Here is a 17,478-nt window from a genome sequence, read left to right on the forward strand (position 1 = left end):
TTCTCGGCCCTGTCGTCGCGATGTCGTCGGGTGGTGGTGGCTGACGGCGCTGGCGTCAGCCGGAGTGGCCCTCGTGCCCCTCGTGTCCGCCGTGGTGGTGCCCGTGGAAATAGTCGATGGCCTCCTGCGCGTGGTCGGGGATGCTGCCGTCCTCGTTGCGGACCAGGAAGATGCCGGACATGGGGTCGGAGTGGAACTGCACGTGGCAGTGGTACATCCACGCGCCCGGACCGACGCCGTCGCCGGCGATCACCTGGAACCCGAACGAGTTGCCGGGGTTGAGGTCCTTGTTGTCGACCACCGGACTCGGGTCGTTGGGGCCCTCGAGCATGCCGGTGCGGTTGTCGGCCCACCGGTGTGCATGCAGGTGGAAGGTGTGCTCCATGTTGCCGTGGCCGATCGCGATGAACTCCACCCGCTCGCCGAGCACGGCATCGAACATGGGGGTGTCGGGCGCCGTCTTGTTGTTGACCGTCATGTCGTTGAAGACGATGGTGAACTGCTTGTCGGGCAGGACATCACCCTTGCGGCGCACGATGAGCCCGCCGTACAGGCCCTTCTGGATGCCCTCGGTGCCGTGGTCGGAGCCCAGCGCGTGGTCGTGGTAGTGCCAGTAGCCGGCACTGCCGGGCAGCCACATCCGCCCGGGGCCGGAGCGCTGGCCGGTCGTGGTCCACACGTAGGTGCGCGTCTCGCCGGCCTCGACCGCGGACGCGTTGAACGGACTGCCGTCGGAGTGCACGTCGTAGTTGACGCCGTGCGGGTGGATGGACAGCCGCCGATCAGTGGTGTTGACCAGCGTGATCTCCATCGTGTCGCCCTCGACCATCTCGAGGAGCGGCCCGGGGATGGTGGCCTCGCCGGGTGCGAGTCCGTAGCCGTACAGCGTGTCGCCGATCGCCTCGGCGTAGAGCGTGATCCGGTGGGTCTTCCCGGACGCGCGGGCCGTGCGCTCTGCCTGCGGTGCGGCGGCTGGCGCCGAGCTCGCGGCCGTCGCGACCGCCGGGAAAGCCGCTCCCGCAGCCGCGCCGGCCAGGATCGACCGGCGGGTGAGATTGCGGGCGGTGCTGGGAGCGTGGTTGTCAGCCATCGGATCTCCATTCCGTCAGCCCCGGGGCGCCTGCACCGGAGAACCGGGTCGGGTGTGCGCGTCGCGGTGACGTGGAGACCCGTGCTCGCCGTGCGCGCGCTCGTGCCGCAGGCGATCTCCACCGACGCGTACGAGATCGCACAGTAGGGGTACTTTTGCGTGCGCGTCAACGGAAAGTTTCGTGCTTGTCATCAAATGCCCGATGGCTATTGGATGCGCACCCGCCAGGTTGGCGATCTATCGCCGTCGAAAACGACCGAGTCTCACGAGATCAGGCGGCCGATGCCCGGGTTTGCCCGGACTCATGATCCGGCATGGGGCGCGCCGTGTCGATGGTCGATTCGACTTAGGACGGCACTTGCTCAACTTTCGAAAGTTACTTGCCCGTAACGCTTGCCCTGCCGGTCACAGGGTCGGTACGGTCCTGCTCGTCAGCGGTGGAGCGTCGGCCCGGCGCGTCGAAGCCGCGGGCGAGGGCGTCGGAGTCGCGGCAACGTCGCCATACCGTCGCCGGGAGTCGGATCGTCACAGGTCGTCACACGTCGAGGTGATTTCCGTGAACTGTCGTTCAGTCCCGCAGGCCAGTGTGCCGCTCCTGGTCCCGTCGTCCCTGGCCGCATGATGCACGTCCCGGATTCCGGCGAACGTCCTGGCCGGGGGTCGCCGGTCGCGCCATCGCCCGATCCAGGGCCCGAGAACGCGCGCGGGAGTACTGCCGCGCCGCATGACGTCAGGGCCGGCGGAGCTGCGCCCGGGGGAGCCCGGGCTGGCTCGCCGCGAGGAGTGTCGCCGGACGTACCGCAGCCGGCCGGCGACGCGTGGTCCGACGGCTCGCCGACGTCGGCGCCGTGCGGGCCCGCCGACGCTCCGCCGGTCCGGGCGACAACAGGACGTGGGCGGCTCTCAGCGCACGGTCACGGTCAGCAACGCCAGGAGGGCGATGACCACCGCGGACAGACGAATGCTCATGATCGGTTGATGGGAGCCCACCAGCCAACGGCGTAGCCGGGCGCGGGGGCGCAGTCTGGCGAACGTGTGAGTCACGACACCTCCAGTCCTGGCCGGCGCCACGCGTGACGCTGACCGACATGGGCACCTGCCGTCGCCGGCCATGCCCAGACCGGAACCTTTTATTCAGCTCGTCGAGCTGTCGTTCGGACTCACGCCGCGCCCGCGGACGCAACTGGAGGATCGACTCGCGGGAATCGCGGCTGTCGCCTCAGCATGAACCAGGAGGAACGGCACGTCAATAGCGGGCCGGGTCCCGGTTGCGCCCCATGATCATCGGCGATCGACCCCGTCATAGCGGGGTCGATCGCCGATGATCATGGGAGGCGTCAGCACTCGCGGCACGCCCTCGCTGAGTCCCGTCATCGACTCCGTCAGTGCGAACGCCGCCCGCTCGGCCGGGTCGAAGAACGGTCCCTCGTCCCAGGCGGCGACGGCGTGCAGGCGAGCCGTGCTCTCCCCGCCGCCGGCCGTGTCGTGGCTGTGCGGAGTCGTGCCGCCGACCCTGCGCGCCCGTCGGTGGGGCCCGGCGTCGTCCCCGGGTACGGCGCCATCGGCACCGCCGACGTTCCCGAAGGGCTGCGCCGATTCGGCGTCGCCGTGCGCATGGTGCTCGGTTGAGCGCGCCTGGCGTCAGTCGCGGGCTGGCGCAAATGCCGCGTCGTCGAGAACGGGCACGACGCCGCTGTCATCGACCCGGGCGGCGATGGCGACGTCCTCGGGGAAGCCGTACTCGGTCAGTTCGCGTCCGGATACCGACTGCGTCACCGCAACGCCCACGTCGGCGACGGTGGTGAACGCGGCCCCTGCTGCGGCCGCCTCGGGGGAGAGGGTGGACCCGCTGGCGGCTGTCAACGCCGCGACCACCGCGCCGGCGCCGAGCAAGTCCTCCACCGCCGGCCGTAAGCCGTCACGGTCCGGCCACCGCTCGCCGGCCGCGACCACCGCGACCGGCCGATCCGGCCGGCCGTACCCTCGAGCGGAGAGCCAACGCCCGACCGCGGTGGCGTTGCGCAGGCAGCCGGCGAGCACGGCGGGGCCGTCGGGCGCCTCGGCCGCGGCGGCGGCTATGGCGGAACCGTTCGGTGACGGCAGCACCAGTCGCGGCGGCACGGGTGCGGATCGAAGCGCCGCCGGTGACAACGACCACGGCGTGGCCTCGCTGATCTCGCGGCGGCCGACCGCCAGCTTGGCGCCCACCCGCACTGCATACGCAGACGCCGTCGCGTCGCGCCACGGGTAGGGGAACACCCGCGTGCCAGCCTCGACGGCGATCGACACTGCCGTCGTGAACGACAGCACGTCCACCACGACAAGCGCGGCCACCTGAGATGCGAGCCGCCGTACGCCCGGCGACCCCCACTCCAGGCGGACTCCGTAGCCATCCTGCGCGTACCAGGCGCTCATGGGGGTCGAGTGTGGCATGGCCGCGGATGGCGTCGGCGCAGCGACTCTGTCGGTGCGGCGTGGTTGGCTGACGGTACGGCGCGGCCTCGGTGGCGCGCAGGAAGGAGCGTCGTGAGCGATGTCAAAGCGGAACTGCACCGCAAACTGCGGGCCGGCCGGGCGGGAGTGCTGTCCAGGGTGGACGGCCTCGGCGAGTACGACCTGCGCCGTCCGCTCACTCCCACCGGCACCAACCTGCTCGGCCTGGTCAAGCACCTCGCCCGCGTGGAGTACGTCTACCTCGGCACGTCATTCGGCCGGCCACCGCCGGAGACGCTGGCCTGGGAGGAAGATGGCTCGGTCTGGGAGGGCGCCGACATGTGGGCGAAGCCCGACGAGTCCAGCGACTACCTCATCGGCCTGTACCGACGAGCCTGCGAGCACGGCGACCGCACCATCGAACAGCTCGACCTCGACGCCCCCGGCCGGGTCCCGCACTGGCCTGCCGAACGTGCCGACACCACCCTCGGCGTGCTGCTCATCCGCATGGTCGCCGAGACCGCCCAGCACGCCGGGCACGCCGACATCGTCCGCGAGCTCATCGACGGCACCGCCGGCCCCGACCACGAGTCCCTCGGCGACGCCGCCACGTGGCGCGCGTACCTCGCGAACATCCGGGCCGCCGCCGATGTGTTCGCGCCGCGCGAGTGAGCCGCGCACCGCACTCATCGCAGGGCTGATCACCGCGGGGTGAGGCGGATCACCGGGTACTCGCGGTCGGACTTGCTCTGGTACTTCGCGATGCGGGGCTGGGCGGCGGCGATGATGCTCCATGCCTGCTCACGCTGGGCGCCGTTGAGTCGCTGCGCCGTCACCGGTTCGGCTGCGCGGCCCGGCAGCTCGATCGTCACCTGGTCGGGGTGTGCCATGAGGTTGGCGTGCCAGTCGGGGTTCTGGTTCCCGCCGCCCGACGCGACGATCAGCCGGGCGTCGTCACCGTCGGCGAACCACGCCACCGGAGTCTCCCGCGGTTGCCCGCTGCGGTGGCCCACCGTGTTCAGGATCAGCAGGTCCATGCCCATCATCGTCCCGCGTCCACCCCGGACCTTGCGGATGGTGCGGGCGTTCGCTTTGCGCTGCATCCACCGCGACAGCGCACCGGGCGTACCCGGCTTGCGCTTGCCTCGTTTGGCTGCCTGCTGGTCCGGTGTCATGGCTACCTCCAGCCAGTCGACGTCATGTTCATGGTGGTCACGCTAGGCGCGGCGCAGCCATGGCCGCTTCTCGATTCCTGACCGATCGGCGGTACCCCCGAAGCGATCACCACTGAGCGCGCGTCCCAGCCTGCATCGGTCGCCAGCCCGTCGCATCAGTAACTGGTAACGTGGCTTATATCGGTTACTCGGCCCCGGGGGCAAGGGAGGAAGAGCAATGCGACGGACGGCAACGACACGGCATCGGTACCGCGAGCTGGACGGGCTGAGAGTTCACAACCGCGAATCGGGGGTGCCGTCGTGAGCGCACCAGACCTCACCATCAAGCCCCTCGGGCCGGACACCTGGGCGGACCTCGAGTCCGTCATGGGTGCACGGGGCGGCGCTCGTGGCTGCTGGTGCATGCATTGGCGGCTGAGCATCGCCGAGTGGATGGAGAACAAAGGCGACGGGAACAAGGCCGCCTTGCGTGCTCTCGCCGAGCAGGACGCGCCACCCGGCGTCGTGGGCTACCTCGACGAGGACCCCGTGGCCTGGTGCGGGTTCGGCAACCGCGCGGACTTCCCCAGGATGCAACGCTCGACGCTGCTGCAACCCGTCGATGACGAACCGGTCGTCTCACTCACCTGCCTGTTCGTCAAGAAGGGCCATCGGCGGGACGGCATATCCACGCCACTGATCACCGCGGTGTGCGACTACCTGTCCGAGACCTCCGAAATACGCACGGTCGAGGCCTACCCCGTCGAACCTCCCGCAGGGCGCACCATCGGCCCGGACACAGCCATGACCGGCATCGCCAGCGCGTTCCTGGCTGCTGGCTTCACCGAAGTCGCCCGGCGTAAGAGCGATCGCCCCATCGTGAGGTACGAACTGCCGTGAGCGCCGCCACCGCCTGGGTGGATGACCACTTCATCGCCGGCGATGTCGCCCTCGACTTCGCCAACACCGTCTACCGCCGCACTCCCGAACTCGGCGCCGATCTGCTGAACACAGCTGAAGCGCTCACGACCTGGCTTGCCCGCGCACACCTGCTGCCCGAGAGCAACGAACACGGCGACCCCGCTGACGTCCTCGACGAAGCTCGCGGACTACGTGCCCAGCTCTGGGTCGTCTTCGACGCCCAGAGGGAGGGACGTGCCATACCCGAAGACGCCTTCGCAAGGCTTCTCGACGTCGCCCGTCACGGCATCGGTAGCGTCACTCTGAAACCCGACGGCTCGATGGTCCCCACGACAGCCGACGGAGCGCTCAGCATCCTGGCCCTGCGTGCCACGGCACGTGTCCTCAACCCGCCACCCCAAGGAGTGCGGGTTTGCGACCGCTGCGGCTGGTTCTTCATCGACAGCTCCCGTGGGCGCCGGCGCCGCTGGTGCAGCATGAAGACGTGCGGGAACCAGGCAAAAGCTCACCGGTACCGCTCCACGCACGGCTGACGCACACGACGTCCTGCCTGCGTACACCTCGCCCGGCAGCCGGTGAAAATCACTTTGCCCGTGCTCGCCTCGCCCCGGTACGGTCGCTGGGTCGTTCTCGCTGCTGGGGTCCATGAGGTTTGCGTGTGGCGTACCGGCAGCTCCGGACTGAGAGTAGGTTTCGTTCATGGCGTGTCGTATCAGTGAACTCGTGCTCGGTTGCCGCGATCCTGAGCTGCTGGCGCGGTTCTGGTGTGAGGTCCTGGACTTCGTCGTGCTCGATCACGAGGACGACGGTTCGCTGGAGATCGGGCCGCGCGAAGGGTTCGGCGGTCCGCAGCCGACGATCATCCTCAGCCGCAGGGACGAGCCGGAGAAGGGGAAATCCCGGCTGCACATCGACGTCAACGCCACCGACCGCGATCAGGACGCCGAGCTCGAACGCCTCCTCAAGCTCGGTGCACGCCCGGCCGACATCGGCCAGACCGGGCAGGAGCAATGGCACGTCCTGGCCGACCCCGAAGGCAACGAGTTCTGCCTGCTCAAGGCCCGCCTGAACCCACTCTGATGCTCATCGGTCCCGCCTCGACCTCAAGATCATGGCAGCAATCGCGTGAGCCAGACCACTTCGCCCGCGCGGTCGTCGATCGAAACATGATTCCGCGCGAAACCGAGCTTCTCGAGGACACGCAACGATGGGGTGTTCCACGAACCGACAGTCGACCAGAGCCTTTTCCGCCCGGTCTCTACCGCAGCGCCGAGCACTGCGCCTGCCGCCTCGGTGGCGTACCCACGCCCATGCACGCGTCGGAACAACTCGTACGCGATCTCGGGTTCATCAACGGTGGCCCGGCCCACGATGAGCCCGCAATAGCCGATGAAGTCGCCTTCGACGCGGCGACGGATGGGTAGCAGTGTGAACCCCGCTGTCGACATGGCGGCTTCCTGCGCAGCGATGATTTCTCGGACGTGCTCAACGGTCGGCGTTCCGTCATCGCGTTCTGAGATCAGGGCACGAAGGTCGTCGATGTCCGACTCCGCCCAGGGCCGCATGTGGAGCCGCTCCGTCACGAGGTGAACTGGCATCGGCTCGTACGCAGAAGGCGAGGTGCAGCAGATCGACCCTGTGCTGACCGACGCCGAGATGGAGTCAATTTCCAGTGGGGATGATCTGTTCCCGAACGTCAACGGACAATGGACCTGATGAAGTCCGTGGTGCCATCACATACCCCAACAATCGTCACTGTTCGTCAGGGTCTAGTCACGGGTCGTGATCTAGGGCACACTCCGTGCATGGGGGGCATTGCCACTAAGTCCATCCGGGCAGCTAGGGGCGTCGCCGCAGCGTTGCGGAGACCGCCGTACACCGCGCCCGGCCACTACTACTCGCCCGCCACGTCGGCCGCTGATCGCCAGCGCGCCGTGACGTGGCGGGCACTTTCGCCTGTCGGGGTCGACTTGAACGAGGACGGCCAGGAGAAGCTGGCCGGCGAGCTCGGGCCGCTGATGGTCGACCTGCCCGAGGACCGCTGGCAGCCGGGCAACGGCATGTACGGTCGCGCCGACGCGGCCACGATGCACGCCATGCTCCGGCACTACAAGCCGAAGCGGGTCGTCGAAGTCGGATCCGGCTACTCGACGGCAGTCATATTGGACGTGGCTGAGCGCTATCTACCGGGACTAGAAGTCACCTGCATTGAGCCATACCCGGAGCGCCTGCTGTCCAGGGTCCGCGATGAGGACAATGTGCACGTGATGCAAGTTCCGGTGCAGCAGGTGCCAGCGCCGGAGTCTCTCGGCGATGGCCCAAATGCATCGTTCTGCGGAATCCAGTCGGGCGACTTCCTGATCATCGACTCCACGCACGTCGCGAAGTCGGGGTCCGACGTGATCTGGCTGTACCTGCACGTGCTGCCGACGCTGCCGCCCGGCGTGCTGGTCCACATCCACGACATCCACTGGCCGTTCGAGTACCCGGAGAAGTGGATCCGCGAAGGCCGGGACTGGACCGAGGTGTACCTGCTGCGTGCGTTCCTCTCCCACAGCGAGGCCTGGCAGATTCGGCTCATGACGTCGTGGCTCTGGACCCAGCGGCCGGATCTGGTGCCCGAGTCGTTGCGGGGTGAACCGACCGGCGCGCTCTGGATGCAGCGACAATGACCCGTAGGCGATTCAACCGATGGACCTTCGGGATCGGGGTGGCACTCGCCAGCGTGGCCATTGGGATCATCGTGGCCGCCGTTGTCGATGACGCAGGCACCCAGGACACCAGTGTGGTGGCTCCGCCGGTGGGAACTGAGTTCCCTACCCCGGAGACCACTGGCCCGCGCGAGCAGCCGACGCGGCAGTCTGACTCCGTCACCACGACCGAGGCCGGGCAGATCATCGAGAACGTCGAGATTACGGGGCGGCTCGCGATCCGCCACGACAACGTCACCGTCCGCGACGTCGTGATCAACGGCACCACCACGTACATGCTCCACGTGGAAGACCTGGATGGGACGTGCCCGCAGGGCGTGCTGATCGAGTACATCGAGATCGATGGCTCGCAGGCTGCCGCGAACGACGTCCCCATCTACATGCCGTGCGGCGCCACGGTCGATCACGCCTACGTGCACGATGTCGGCCGGTCGGCGCGGCTCGTGAATGACGGCATCATCCAGAACAGCTGGATCTACTCCGACCGGGCCGACTCCTCCGACGCGCACAGGGGCGCAGCCGGAACGAACGGTGGCAGCAACAACGCGCTGATCAACAACGTTCTCCGCTGCTCCGGCGACGGCTGTTCTGCCGCGGTCCCCATGTATGGCGACTTTGCTCCCGTTGACGGGTTCCTGGTTGAGCGCAATCTGCTCGCCACTACTGGCGGCTACTGTGCCCACGGCGGGTCTGTCGACTCGAAGCCCTTCCCGATCGGCTCCAACGTGCGGTTCATAGACAACCACTTCTCGACGGAGTTCTTCCCGACCTGTGGCCGGTTCGGGCCTGCCGCCAACTTCGAGCGTGACGTGCGTGGCAACGAATGGTCCGGCAACGTGTGGCATGAGTCGGGGGAATTGATCCCCTAAGCGGCACCACACGCACTACTCCGACAGAACCCGCCCCCGATTGGCTTCGGGCGGCGGGGCGCGGCAGACCGGGCACGGGAGCACGCGCGACATCAGCGGGCCACGCCAGGCCGCTGATCAGCACCTGCCTGCGACGACGGGCGCGGCCGTGGGGATCATGGGGTGTCCTAGCGGAGGATGGAGTGGGCGAGGGCGAGCGCCTTCGGCTGGGCATGGATCTCGTAGTCCGCGCCGAACGACTCGTACGAGTAGATCAGCGAACCCGGCCAGTCCGCTACGGCCCATGCGACGGTGGGCCCCATAGCAGCCGCGAGTGCGGCGCCCTCGGGGTATGCGAACCCGCCGTCACACTCGGCGCCGTCGCGGACGACGGGGTTGCCCTCGGCCTCCCAGCTGCACCGCTCGCCAGCCTCCCAACGCGTGGGTGAGACGGCGGCATCCGCCAGCTTTCGCGCCTTTGCGGCGGCGCGGCGCAGCAGGTCGACGTCATCGGTCATCGCGCAGCACCTCCTTCCGAACTGCCTTTACGGGGATCGCGTGGTACGAGCGGTTGGCCCGCCGCGACACGTGGACCCACTTCTTCGCCAGGCTGATCACGCGGAGGCTGGCGCGGAATAGGACGATCGGCTTGCCGCACGCCCCGCATCGGTCGCTCACGGTCAGACCTCTCGGGTCGGGTCGGCGTTTGGGTCGCAGGGGACGGTCACCAGGTGCGGCGGGTTCCTCCTCGTCGTCCACGCCCGTCCACGCGACGAACCGGGACCCGAGCCGGCGCGTGGCGGCTACGTCAGTACTCCATGTCGATTTGCAACTCGACCCCGTCCTACTCGCCGTAGGTGTCCAGCGAGAAGAACTTGACGGTCGCCGACTCACCCTCGCCCAGGTTCTCGCCGACCCAGTCAGCGTCGCAACCACCGTCCCGTCCAGGAACAGCGTCGCCGTCCACGTCACACGCGAGACCGAGCCGCCCGTGTCTGTCACGCGGGTCCGGAGCTGGAGTCGCCGGCGAAGTCCTCGGACACCTGCACGTCGGCGAACTCGTAACGGCCAGCCGTCAGGCCGTCGCCGCTCGGTTCCTCGGCCTCCTCAGCCCCAGCCTCGGCGGCACGCTGCAGTTCCGCGATGGTCGCGTCCTGCTCCTCGACATGCGCGGCAGCTCGCCACGATCAGCGGTCAGGTCGGCGACATCCTGCTCGAGCTCGGCGATCCGCGGGTCCAGTTCGCCGCCCTGCTTCGCCGGCGCCGTGGGTGCGGCGGCCGGCCCGGCTTCCTCCTGCGACGTGGTCGCGCCGATGCCAACGTTGACGACAAGCGCGGCCACGATGGTGAGGATTCACGGCCAACGACGGCGCTTCGGCGCGGCCGACTCGCCCCAAGATCGGTGGCGGGGGAGGAGCGGCAGGAGCGGTCTGGTCGGTGCCCCTTGAAACGGCTAGGGTGCAGCTTCAGGTAGACCTGACGCGCCGACCGGATCTAAGATCCGGTGTTTCCCCTGCTAGATGGTGGCTCCCGCACCTGGACTCGAACCAGGAACCCTCTGATTCTCCGCCTTGAACTTCCACGACCTCTCATCGGTTCCTGCTTTGTGGCGCTGGCCTGCATGTTCGACGCGGTGGGCTGCGCGCCGTCCTCTGTCAGTTCTCGCCGCTTCGGTGTCAATGCTGTGGGCCAGACTGTGGTCTCGGGTTGCGCTCGGGGTCCGCCGCGTGGCCTGGTTGACCTCATCCTGTAGTCGCCCCCGGCCGGTGTAGCGAGCACCGGGCCGGGGACTTGATCCCAACCTGAACCAACCAGGGAGAGACCCATGGTGACCGTACCGGAACCTGACAAGCGCCAGATCATCGCCCGCGCGCCGTTCTTCGACGAATCGGTCGGTGAGATGGTGGCGCACCTACTTCACGGGAACGCTGAGATCGATGTCGTGGTCAAGCCGTTCGAGTCTGAGCAGATCGCCGGGTTCGCCGTCAACGTCAAGGAGGCCCGCCGGTTCGCGCGTGTGCTGCTTGAGTTCGCCGATGTGGCGCAGGCGGCGATGTGGACCCCGAAGCTGCTGGCGGAAGTGCGGAACCGCTGGCTGCCCGGAGCGACCGATGCCGAGATCATCCAGCGGTTGAACGACCTGTGCGAGCGCCGTGGCGGTGGTATTGAGCTGCTGTCGTCTGGGCGCCTGTTCGCGCAGGATGGGGAAGCGCTCGTGGCCGCGGTTCACCGGGAGAAGGTTGACCGCGTCGCCGTCGCACTGTCGGATGCGCGCGTCTCGCTGACGGACCTAGATTCGGTGGTCGCCGATCTGCGGACGATCTACAGCGACACGAGCCAGGGATGATGGAACCAAGCAGTCCCTGACGCGTGCGCCACACTTCCGCCGTCCCCCTCGCAACTGCCGCCCTAGGCCGGAGTGGAGCGTGTCAAGGGTCGCAGATCGCGAAGCGACACGGAGCGCAGCGAAGTGCCCTTGACTCGTGGAGTGGAGGCCGGACAATCACGGCGTGAGGGGGACGGCCCCACTCGAAGCCATGCGTGCCTATCCTCGAAGTCGTGCGCGTCGCTGAGCCTCGCGTATGATCGGGGAAACTCAACATCGTTGGCTGCTGGCGGCTGGGCCGAGCCGGATCACATCCGGGAGGATGCCGTGCTCGAGCAGCTCGTACGTTTGCTCTTCGCCTTGGCCGTTGTGTTGTATGCGCTTGCCCGGCTGATGGACGTGGTCGATCGGGCCCTGGTTCATCGCCACCGCGCGGGTCTTGAGCGGGCCGTCTTGCGCGGGTCGTTCTTCGTACGGCGCAGGGCGCGAAGGCTGCTCCGTGGGTACGCCGATCGTCCGAGCAGCCGACAACAGCACCACTGATCATCGCTCTTGCGCTTTGCGGATCACCAGGCCGGTGACAGGCGAGATACGGTCTCGCTTCGTCACCGGCCTGGTCGTCTTGCGCCGCCCGTACGGTGCGCCCGGAACGGCCGCTAGGCCGCACGCCCGGCGCAGCCGGGAGGGCGGCTGCGGCGAGCGCAGCGAGCCGCCTTGACGGAGTAAAGAAAGTTCTCACCACGCCCAGTCGTCGCCGGGCCGCGGCGGGGTGAGGTGGTGAGACGCGCCGGACCAGTTCACGCCCTGCGCGCTGGCCGACGCGGAGGCGGGCGAACAGGATCTGTCCGGACGGAGTGGCAGTATTTCCGCATGGCAGATCCGAGACCAGCGAGACCGTACGAGTTCGCAGGCCCGTGACCTCGATGTCGTCGGCGTCTGGTGGGGGGAAGCATGGTGGATGAGAACAGTCTGTCCAGCCTTCGGGAGCTCTTCTTGTCGTACTATTCACCTACTCGGCAAGAGCTTCGCGATGTGCTTCTTGACGGAATCATTAGCGTCGACACCAACGTTCTTCTCGATCTATACAGGTACACACCAAGCGCAAGGGCCGAGCTTATAAACTTGTTCTCGGCATTCGGCGAACGGCTCTTCATCCCCTATACAGTGGCCAAGGAGTACCAGGAGGGCCGGCTCGGCGCGGTCTTGGATCACCTCGGTGAGTACGATGACGCCAGGGGCCATCTTGAGGCAGCCCGCGAGCGCGCCGTCTCAGCCCTGAACTTCCTCGCAAAGCGTAGATCGTTTAGGCGCGATGAATTCGAGTTAGAATTGTCGCGCCTTGACTCAGCATTCAGAGCGGCTGAGAGGCGGGTCGCCGCGCTCGCGAGTGACTATGACCTAGACCCTGAAGGGCTAATCGACTCTGATCCAATTCGAAAAAGCCTTGAGCCAATCTTTAATGGCAAGGTCGGTCGGCCTCTGAATCCGGCCGCCGAACAAGCGCACAGGGAACTATTCGGCTCCGAAAATCGCACCGAGGTGCTGCCTGGCGATAGTGACGCGAAGCGCAAACCCATCGCGCGCGCCGCCAACGATTATCTCATCTGGAATGAACTCAAAGTTGAAGTCGCGCGACGTGGAAAGCCGATCCTGTTTGTAACTAGCGATGACAAGGCCGATTGGGTTGGGCGAGAGCGGGGAAGAACCGAGAGGCCGCGGAGAGAACTTGTCGAAGAGATGTTGCGCGACTGCGGGGTGAGGCCGTACATGATGCAGCCCGCGAAGTTCCTTGAGCTTTCGCGTGAAGCTCTCGATGTCGCCGTGAGCCCCGGGACCGTGGAAGAAGCCTCAGCATCCGAACAAGGACAAGAGTACGGCTCGGCGCCGCCAATAGTGGTTCACGGCCTCTCAGACGAGCCGAAACGAGTTCGACTGGCTCGGTGCTGCACTCCGATCCCTGGCGACGAGATCGTCGGCCGGACAGCACGAGGCCGAAAAGTAGTCGTGCATCGAACTGACTGCCAATGGGTTGCCCAAAGCGGCCCTGAGGTTGAGGTTAGCTGGACCGACGTCCCAGCCGAACTCGAAGTTTCATTGCGCTTCACAGTCGAGGATGAAGCCGTCTTCTATGCGGCTTGGCCGGAAACCCTTGAGCAGTTATCGGCATCGGTTCGAATCTTGCGAATGCAATCATCGGAAGATGAGATGCCGGCGACAGCATTTGTGCTGCTGAACTTTGAGAGTCCAATGACGGCGGCTCAGATAAGCGAGGTCATAGGAACCATCCCGGGCGTAGGAGTGGTGGCAAGAACCAGTCGAAACCTAGTGACGAATTTGTAAGTAGTTCGTGCGGCTCTAAAGGCTCAAATCATCCGCGCGCACCGCTATTTTAGCTCTCCGTCCCAATTGAGTGCAGCTTGCTCTAGTGCGGCCTTCGCATTTCCGATGATCACGCGATAATCCTGGAAGTCCGCAATGAACTTGGGTGATGTTTGCTTGAATGCAGCGAGGTTCATGTGATTCGTCATTCGAATGAATTGCTCTTGCAGCGCATCCAGCGCGGGCCGCGCCGCAGGATTGCGGACGGAGAGACGCGCCCGAGTTAGCGAAGCCCAAAATGCATCGCCATCTTGGAGAAATTCTCGCTGGCGTTCGCTGTCTAGTTGCCGCCCGTTCTGGGCTGCCTCGTAGGCCAAGGAGAGGTTAGCGACCGCCGAGGCCCACCGCGAGAGCGCGGTCAGCAGGTCGGCAATCACGTCTCGGTCGTGCTGAACTCGGGTGGCCTTCTCGGACTCTCGTAAGCGACGGTCTTCCTTTCTTGTCGTCCAGACATGCTGTAGGAAGGACCCAAGCCATACAAGAAGACCGCCGACGACGACCGGCGCCAAGTCTGTTGCCACCTCAGCGCCGGTCGTAGCTGATGCTGTTAAATGCGAGGTTTGGTCAATCATTACAGCCCGTTCGCAGTTTCGTCCGAGGGTAAGGGGGTTCCCTGATCCGTCTTACTGATCCCGCTCCTGATCGCCAGCCCGCATCGCTGGTGGTTGCACTTCATCTCTGAATGGTTCGTAGGGAGCATCCGGTGATTCTGGCTCCCACGTCCAGGCGTAGAATCGGTCGACTAAGCTAGGAGGCCTATTCTCCTTGCGCTTTTCGAGCTTGACCCCCCAGAGATACAGCCGGACCATGGCTTTTCGAAGCGGCGGGATCGTTGATGTCATCATCCACCGATGCGCGCGCTTGCGATGCATAACAAGCTCGAACCCGAGCACCCAGCCCAGGGCTACGACGCCAATGACGTAGGTCCAAAAGACCCCTGTGTGACCGAACAGGTTGTCTCCGGGATCGATCCAAGTTCCGAGGGCGGCGGTAAGCACGGCTATTATGCCGGCCCCCACGGCCAACTTGAAGGCGCTAAGGAGTGCCCGGGGTCGCCGTTTACGTAATCGGACGTGCGCGGCTAGTTCCTCTGCAAGCTCGTCGATGACACCTGTAAGTCGATCCTTCGTGCCGCTGGCACGAACTTCCTCACGAGTCTTGACCAAGCCGTCAATCTGGCGGCGCAGCCGAGCGGGTTTCGTTAGCTCGAGCAGGGCGGTCACCAGCCCTGCAGCACCAGCCGTGCCGACGGCGGCCGCGCCGATAGCTACGAGTAGTTCCCAGGTCATTCGCGGACTGTACTGGACCAGGCGGACTTATCCCGCCCTACTTGCGATCATCGAACGCGTGTTCGAGACTAGGCTGCATGGCACCTGGACGTAGAGCAGATCCTGACCGGCTCTTGGCGGCTCAGCTCAACGCAACGGCAACGAGGCTGGCCTTCGCTGGGGCGACGCCGCCCGACGCTGCATCCGAGCTGCGTGCGGTCGCCGGTGGCCGCTTCGACCTGATCGCCCAGGAGGCTGGGAAGATGGCCGGCATCTGGTCGGTGAAAGCGCGGTACGACGGCGGAGCGGCACTGATAGGTGCGGGGTTCCTGGTCATGGCGCTCGGGGCAGACTCGGGGGAGGACCTCGACCTGGTGCACTGGGTCGACGAAGGCCGGTTCGCTGCCGAGCGGTCCATCCGCGAGGCGGAGAGCCTGGCGAGGTTCCACGAGCATCGTCGTGGTTTAGCTGAGGGTCGAGGAGATTTCGGGTAGTCCGTATGGCGGATGATAGGATGGCTGTATGGCGAAGGAGAAGGTAACGGTGACCATGTCGGGGCAGGTGCTTGCCAACCTCGACGCCGACGCGCGCAGCTCCGGCCTGAACCGGTCGGAGTACGTCGAGCGGATCGCCCGTGAGGCGCACTATCGGAGGCTGCTCGATCAGGTCGAGGGGCCGGCGTGGACCACCGCCGAAGAGGACCGGGCGCGTGACGTACTGCGGTGGCAGGCTGAGGCGTGAACCCCGGCGACCTGTGGCGCTTGGAGGATGGCACGACCCGCCTCGTCCTGTCGCATGCTACCTACAACGCCTCCAGAGCCAACACGGTCGTGACGTGCGCCGTGGTTCCTGAGTCGAACTCGTTTCAGCCATTTGCCGTGATGACAGACGGCGGCATCGTTCTACCGGATCGGCTTCTGGCGCACCCGCGGAACTGGCTCACAGACAAGCGTGGTGAGTTGACTGATTACGAGCTGGCCACCGTGCGCGAGCACCTGTCGTTCCTGCTCGGGACTTGATGTGAGTGGCGCGCCGTCAGTCGCCGCGGAGGGCGTCTCCGAGGTTGCATAGTTGGCCCCTCGTTGCCAGCGCCAGCCCGGTCGCGATCGACAGCGTCTCCGCCTGCTCTCACCGGCGCTGTTGAGTTCCATCAGGGGCTGCGCAACGAACGGCGCGGGTGCACGCGCTAGCAGTCACGTGCGGGGCGCCACGTCAAGCCAGCGACGCCGAGGGTGATATCGAGTAGATTCCGCGCCATGAAGACCACCCTCAGGACGATCGCGGCGGCGGTCCCTGTCGCGATCGTGGGCCTTGGTGCGTTGTGGCTCGTGCTGGGGCCGCTGGCAAATGCACTTACGGCAACCCGTGGTTTGACGCCATCCGAGAGCGTGGCCGCCCTTGCTGATACGCGTCAGGCGATTCTGACCGGATTAGGTGGCCTCGGCCTACTCATAGGCGTCGCGTTCACGGCGCGGACATACCTGCTCAATCGTCGGGCTCAATTGACGGATCGTCTGGCCAGGAGTGTCGAGCAACTGGCGTCAGGGCAATTGGCCGTTCGGTTGGGCGGTGTCTACGCCCTCGAGCAATTGATGCGGGAATCTAAACAGGAGCATGAGGCCGCTGTAGACGTCCTTGCTGCCTTTGTGCGCGAGAATGCTAGCTATCGGAATGTCTCGGCGGGTGGGTCGGAAGCGCCTGTGATGCAGCAGGAGGAGTCCCAAGAGCCAGAAATCTCGCGTCTCCCTACTGACGTCCAGTCCGTACTTACGGTTCTAGGTCGTCGACCAGTCCGCCATGAGAGCCACAGGCTTGACCTAGCTGAGACTGATTTGAGGGGAGCGGATCTGCGGGGAGCCCGCTTCGACCGTGCAGATCTGAGCGAGGCATTGCTGAACGGATCGGATCTGTCGAAGAGTTCGCTCGTCGGCGCATTGCTGAATTTCGCTCAATTGGTGGCGGCGGAAATAACTGACGCCGACATGAGTGATGCCTCGCTTCGTGGGGCAAAGTTCCAGGAAGCGCGGATGACTGGTGTTGTATTACGCGGCGCCGATCCGTTCAAGGCGAGGTTCAGCGGCGCGACGTTGGAAGGTGTTGATCTTCGCAAATCCTCGATCGACCGTGCGTACCTGATGGGTGCAAATCTGCGCCGAGCTAATCTCCGAGATGAACATCTCTATGCCAACCGACTTGAGGGTGTGCAACTAGAAGGGGCCGACCTGCGAGGCACACAGATCGAAGGTGATGAGGACGTCTCGCCTCAACTGGCCGAGCGACTTCGCCGCGCACGTACCGACACGTCTACTCGGCTGCCGCCAGGGATGTGATTTCCGGGACCGTTTTGC

General features: G+C 65.9%; 23 protein-coding genes. 13 read left to right on the top strand and 10 right to left on the bottom strand.

Annotated features, from left to right (window positions below):
- Nucleotides 1–55 precede the first annotated feature (55 nt).
- Nucleotides 56–1,090 carry a multicopper oxidase domain-containing protein gene (locus JIAGA_RS0118075; RefSeq protein WP_026876753.1) on the bottom strand — a complete coding sequence of 345 codons (1,035 nt, stop codon included), beginning with the start codon at nt 1,088–1,090 and terminating at the stop codon, nt 56–58.
- Nucleotides 1,091–1,993: 903 nt separating this feature from the next.
- On the bottom strand, nt 1,994–2,134 hold the full coding sequence (locus tag JIAGA_RS34670; RefSeq protein ID WP_157553289.1) for a hypothetical protein: 141 nt from the start codon (nt 2,132–2,134) through the stop codon (nt 1,994–1,996).
- A 441-nt stretch (nt 2,135–2,575) separates the two neighbouring features.
- Between JIAGA_RS34670 and JIAGA_RS34675 the strand changes: the two genes are divergently transcribed.
- Nucleotides 2,576–2,719 carry a hypothetical protein gene (locus JIAGA_RS34675; protein WP_157553291.1) on the top strand — a complete coding sequence of 48 codons (144 nt, stop codon included), beginning with the start codon at nt 2,576–2,578 and terminating at the stop codon, nt 2,717–2,719.
- A gap of 12 nt (nt 2,720–2,731) precedes the next feature.
- On the opposite strand, the gene JIAGA_RS0118095 is transcribed toward JIAGA_RS34675, so the two are convergent.
- Nucleotides 2,732–3,505 (bottom strand): 2-phosphosulfolactate phosphatase, encoded by a 774-nt coding sequence (locus JIAGA_RS0118095; RefSeq protein ID WP_026876755.1) that lies wholly within the window; start codon nt 3,503–3,505, stop codon nt 2,732–2,734.
- Nucleotides 3,506–3,616: 111 nt separating this feature from the next.
- Here JIAGA_RS0118095 and JIAGA_RS0118100 point away from each other — a divergent pair, with 111 nt between their 5' ends.
- Complete coding sequence (locus JIAGA_RS0118100) at nt 3,617–4,195, top strand: DinB family protein (protein ID WP_026876756.1); 579 nt, start codon at nt 3,617–3,619, stop codon at nt 4,193–4,195.
- Nucleotides 4,196–4,224: 29 nt separating this feature from the next.
- On the opposite strand, the gene JIAGA_RS0118105 is transcribed toward JIAGA_RS0118100, so the two are convergent.
- Complete coding sequence (locus JIAGA_RS0118105) at nt 4,225–4,698, bottom strand: nitroreductase/quinone reductase family protein (protein WP_026876757.1); 474 nt, start codon at nt 4,696–4,698, stop codon at nt 4,225–4,227.
- Between the two features lie 300 nt (nt 4,699–4,998).
- Here JIAGA_RS0118105 and JIAGA_RS0118110 point away from each other — a divergent pair, with 300 nt between their 5' ends.
- From JIAGA_RS0118110 to JIAGA_RS0118120, 3 genes are all read left to right on the top strand, one after another.
- Nucleotides 4,999–5,577 (top strand): GNAT family N-acetyltransferase, encoded by a 579-nt coding sequence (locus JIAGA_RS0118110; RefSeq protein WP_026876758.1) that lies wholly within the window; start codon nt 4,999–5,001, stop codon nt 5,575–5,577.
- On the top strand, nt 5,574–6,131 hold the full coding sequence (locus JIAGA_RS0118115) for a CGNR zinc finger domain-containing protein (protein WP_026876759.1): 558 nt from the start codon (nt 5,574–5,576) through the stop codon (nt 6,129–6,131). Before JIAGA_RS0118110 ends, JIAGA_RS0118115 begins: the two co-directional genes overlap by 4 nt.
- A 166-nt stretch (nt 6,132–6,297) precedes the next feature.
- Entirely contained in the window at nt 6,298–6,678 is a 381-nt protein-coding gene (locus tag JIAGA_RS0118120; protein WP_026876760.1) for a VOC family protein, read from the top strand.
- Between the two features lie 29 nt (nt 6,679–6,707).
- On the opposite strand, the gene JIAGA_RS0118125 is transcribed toward JIAGA_RS0118120, so the two are convergent.
- Nucleotides 6,708–7,196 carry a GNAT family N-acetyltransferase gene (locus JIAGA_RS0118125; protein WP_035812673.1) on the bottom strand — a complete coding sequence of 163 codons (489 nt, stop codon included), beginning with the start codon at nt 7,194–7,196 and terminating at the stop codon, nt 6,708–6,710.
- Nucleotides 7,197–7,403: 207 nt separating this feature from the next.
- Between JIAGA_RS0118125 and JIAGA_RS30665 the strand changes: the two genes are divergently transcribed.
- The gene (locus JIAGA_RS30665; RefSeq protein WP_169738889.1) at nt 7,404–8,270 is read left to right on the top strand and encodes a class I SAM-dependent methyltransferase; all 867 of its coding nucleotides are present in this window, start codon (nt 7,404–7,406) and stop codon (nt 8,268–8,270) included.
- A 38-nt stretch (nt 8,271–8,308) separates the two neighbouring features.
- Nucleotides 8,309–9,178, top strand: coding sequence for a hypothetical protein (locus JIAGA_RS33270; RefSeq protein WP_026876762.1), 870 nt, complete (start codon nt 8,309–8,311; stop codon nt 9,176–9,178).
- 167 nt (nt 9,179–9,345) lie between these two features.
- Here the strand turns inward: JIAGA_RS33270 and JIAGA_RS0118140 are convergent, their stop codons facing one another.
- Both JIAGA_RS0118140 and JIAGA_RS35975 read right to left on the bottom strand, forming a co-directional pair.
- The gene (locus JIAGA_RS0118140) at nt 9,346–9,675 is read right to left on the bottom strand and encodes a hypothetical protein (protein WP_026876763.1); all 330 of its coding nucleotides are present in this window, start codon (nt 9,673–9,675) and stop codon (nt 9,346–9,348) included.
- A 326-nt stretch (nt 9,676–10,001) separates the two neighbouring features.
- On the bottom strand, nt 10,002–10,124 hold the full coding sequence (locus JIAGA_RS35975; protein ID WP_281172701.1) for a hypothetical protein: 123 nt from the start codon (nt 10,122–10,124) through the stop codon (nt 10,002–10,004).
- An 858-nt stretch (nt 10,125–10,982) separates the two neighbouring features.
- On the opposite strand from JIAGA_RS35975, the gene JIAGA_RS0118155 reads away from it, so the two are divergent.
- Complete coding sequence (locus JIAGA_RS0118155; protein WP_026876765.1) at nt 10,983–11,504, top strand: hypothetical protein; 522 nt, start codon at nt 10,983–10,985, stop codon at nt 11,502–11,504.
- Between the two features lie 249 nt (nt 11,505–11,753).
- Here JIAGA_RS0118155 and JIAGA_RS34680 read toward each other — a convergent pair whose 3' ends face one another.
- On the bottom strand, nt 11,754–12,023 hold the full coding sequence (locus JIAGA_RS34680) for a hypothetical protein (RefSeq protein WP_157553292.1): 270 nt from the start codon (nt 12,021–12,023) through the stop codon (nt 11,754–11,756).
- Between the two features lie 411 nt (nt 12,024–12,434).
- Between JIAGA_RS34680 and JIAGA_RS34685 the strand changes: the two genes are divergently transcribed.
- Nucleotides 12,435–13,823: a PIN-like domain-containing protein gene (locus JIAGA_RS34685; protein WP_157553294.1), complete on the top strand. Its 1,389-nt coding sequence runs from the start codon at nt 12,435–12,437 to the stop codon at nt 13,821–13,823.
- Nucleotides 13,824–13,867: 44 nt separating this feature from the next.
- Here JIAGA_RS34685 and JIAGA_RS34690 read toward each other — a convergent pair whose 3' ends face one another.
- Together JIAGA_RS34690 and JIAGA_RS34695 are read right to left on the bottom strand one after the other, a co-directional pair.
- Complete coding sequence (locus JIAGA_RS34690) at nt 13,868–14,239, bottom strand: hypothetical protein (protein WP_211239725.1); 372 nt, start codon at nt 14,237–14,239, stop codon at nt 13,868–13,870.
- A gap of 246 nt (nt 14,240–14,485) precedes the next feature.
- Nucleotides 14,486–15,151 carry a hypothetical protein gene (locus JIAGA_RS34695; protein ID WP_157553298.1) on the bottom strand — a complete coding sequence of 222 codons (666 nt, stop codon included), beginning with the start codon at nt 15,149–15,151 and terminating at the stop codon, nt 14,486–14,488.
- A gap of 113 nt (nt 15,152–15,264) precedes the next feature.
- On the opposite strand from JIAGA_RS34695, the gene JIAGA_RS0118165 reads away from it, so the two are divergent.
- The 4 genes from JIAGA_RS0118165 (at nt 15,265) to JIAGA_RS33960 (ending at nt 17,460) form a co-directional block, all read left to right on the top strand.
- The gene (locus JIAGA_RS0118165) at nt 15,265–15,624 is read left to right on the top strand and encodes a hypothetical protein (RefSeq protein WP_026876767.1); all 360 of its coding nucleotides are present in this window, start codon (nt 15,265–15,267) and stop codon (nt 15,622–15,624) included.
- Nucleotides 15,625–15,652: 28 nt separating this feature from the next.
- The gene (locus tag JIAGA_RS33275) at nt 15,653–15,871 is read left to right on the top strand and encodes a ribbon-helix-helix protein, CopG family (protein WP_051426238.1); all 219 of its coding nucleotides are present in this window, start codon (nt 15,653–15,655) and stop codon (nt 15,869–15,871) included.
- On the top strand, nt 15,868–16,149 hold the full coding sequence (locus JIAGA_RS0118175; RefSeq protein WP_026876768.1) for a hypothetical protein: 282 nt from the start codon (nt 15,868–15,870) through the stop codon (nt 16,147–16,149). Before JIAGA_RS33275 ends, JIAGA_RS0118175 begins: the two co-directional genes overlap by 4 nt.
- Before the next feature lie 237 nt (nt 16,150–16,386).
- Nucleotides 16,387–17,460 carry a pentapeptide repeat-containing protein gene (locus JIAGA_RS33960; protein WP_084469774.1) on the top strand — a complete coding sequence of 358 codons (1,074 nt, stop codon included), beginning with the start codon at nt 16,387–16,389 and terminating at the stop codon, nt 17,458–17,460.
- Nucleotides 17,461–17,478 lie beyond the last annotated feature (18 nt).

Origin of the sequence: Jiangella gansuensis DSM 44835 (assembly GCF_000515395.1) — a bacterium.
GTDB classification, from domain to species: Bacteria; Actinomycetota; Actinomycetes; order Jiangellales; family Jiangellaceae; genus Jiangella; species Jiangella gansuensis.

Coding starts and splice junctions, on each gene's coding strand:
- JIAGA_RS0118075 (WP_026876753.1), bottom strand. CDS start 1,090: ATGGCTGACAACCACGCTCCCAGCACCGCCCGCAATCTCACCCGCCGG.
- JIAGA_RS0118095 (WP_026876755.1), bottom strand. CDS start 3,505: ATGAGCGCCTGGTACGCGCAGGATGGCTACGGAGTCCGCCTGGAGTGG.
- JIAGA_RS0118105 (WP_026876757.1), bottom strand. CDS start 4,698: ATGACACCGGACCAGCAGGCAGCCAAACGAGGCAAGCGCAAGCCGGGT.
- JIAGA_RS0118120 (WP_026876760.1), top strand. CDS start 6,298: ATGGCGTGTCGTATCAGTGAACTCGTGCTCGGTTGCCGCGATCCTGAG.
- JIAGA_RS0118125 (WP_035812673.1), bottom strand. CDS start 7,196: ATGCCAGTTCACCTCGTGACGGAGCGGCTCCACATGCGGCCCTGGGCG.
- JIAGA_RS30665 (WP_169738889.1), top strand. CDS start 7,404: ATGGGGGGCATTGCCACTAAGTCCATCCGGGCAGCTAGGGGCGTCGCC.
- JIAGA_RS0118140 (WP_026876763.1), bottom strand. CDS start 9,675: ATGACCGATGACGTCGACCTGCTGCGCCGCGCCGCCGCAAAGGCGCGA.
- JIAGA_RS0118155 (WP_026876765.1), top strand. CDS start 10,983: ATGGTGACCGTACCGGAACCTGACAAGCGCCAGATCATCGCCCGCGCG.
- JIAGA_RS34685 (WP_157553294.1), top strand. CDS start 12,435: ATGGTGGATGAGAACAGTCTGTCCAGCCTTCGGGAGCTCTTCTTGTCG.
- JIAGA_RS34695 (WP_157553298.1), bottom strand. CDS start 15,151: ATGACCTGGGAACTACTCGTAGCTATCGGCGCGGCCGCCGTCGGCACG.
- JIAGA_RS33275 (WP_051426238.1), top strand. CDS start 15,653: ATGGCGAAGGAGAAGGTAACGGTGACCATGTCGGGGCAGGTGCTTGCC.
- JIAGA_RS33960 (WP_084469774.1), top strand. CDS start 16,387: ATGAAGACCACCCTCAGGACGATCGCGGCGGCGGTCCCTGTCGCGATC.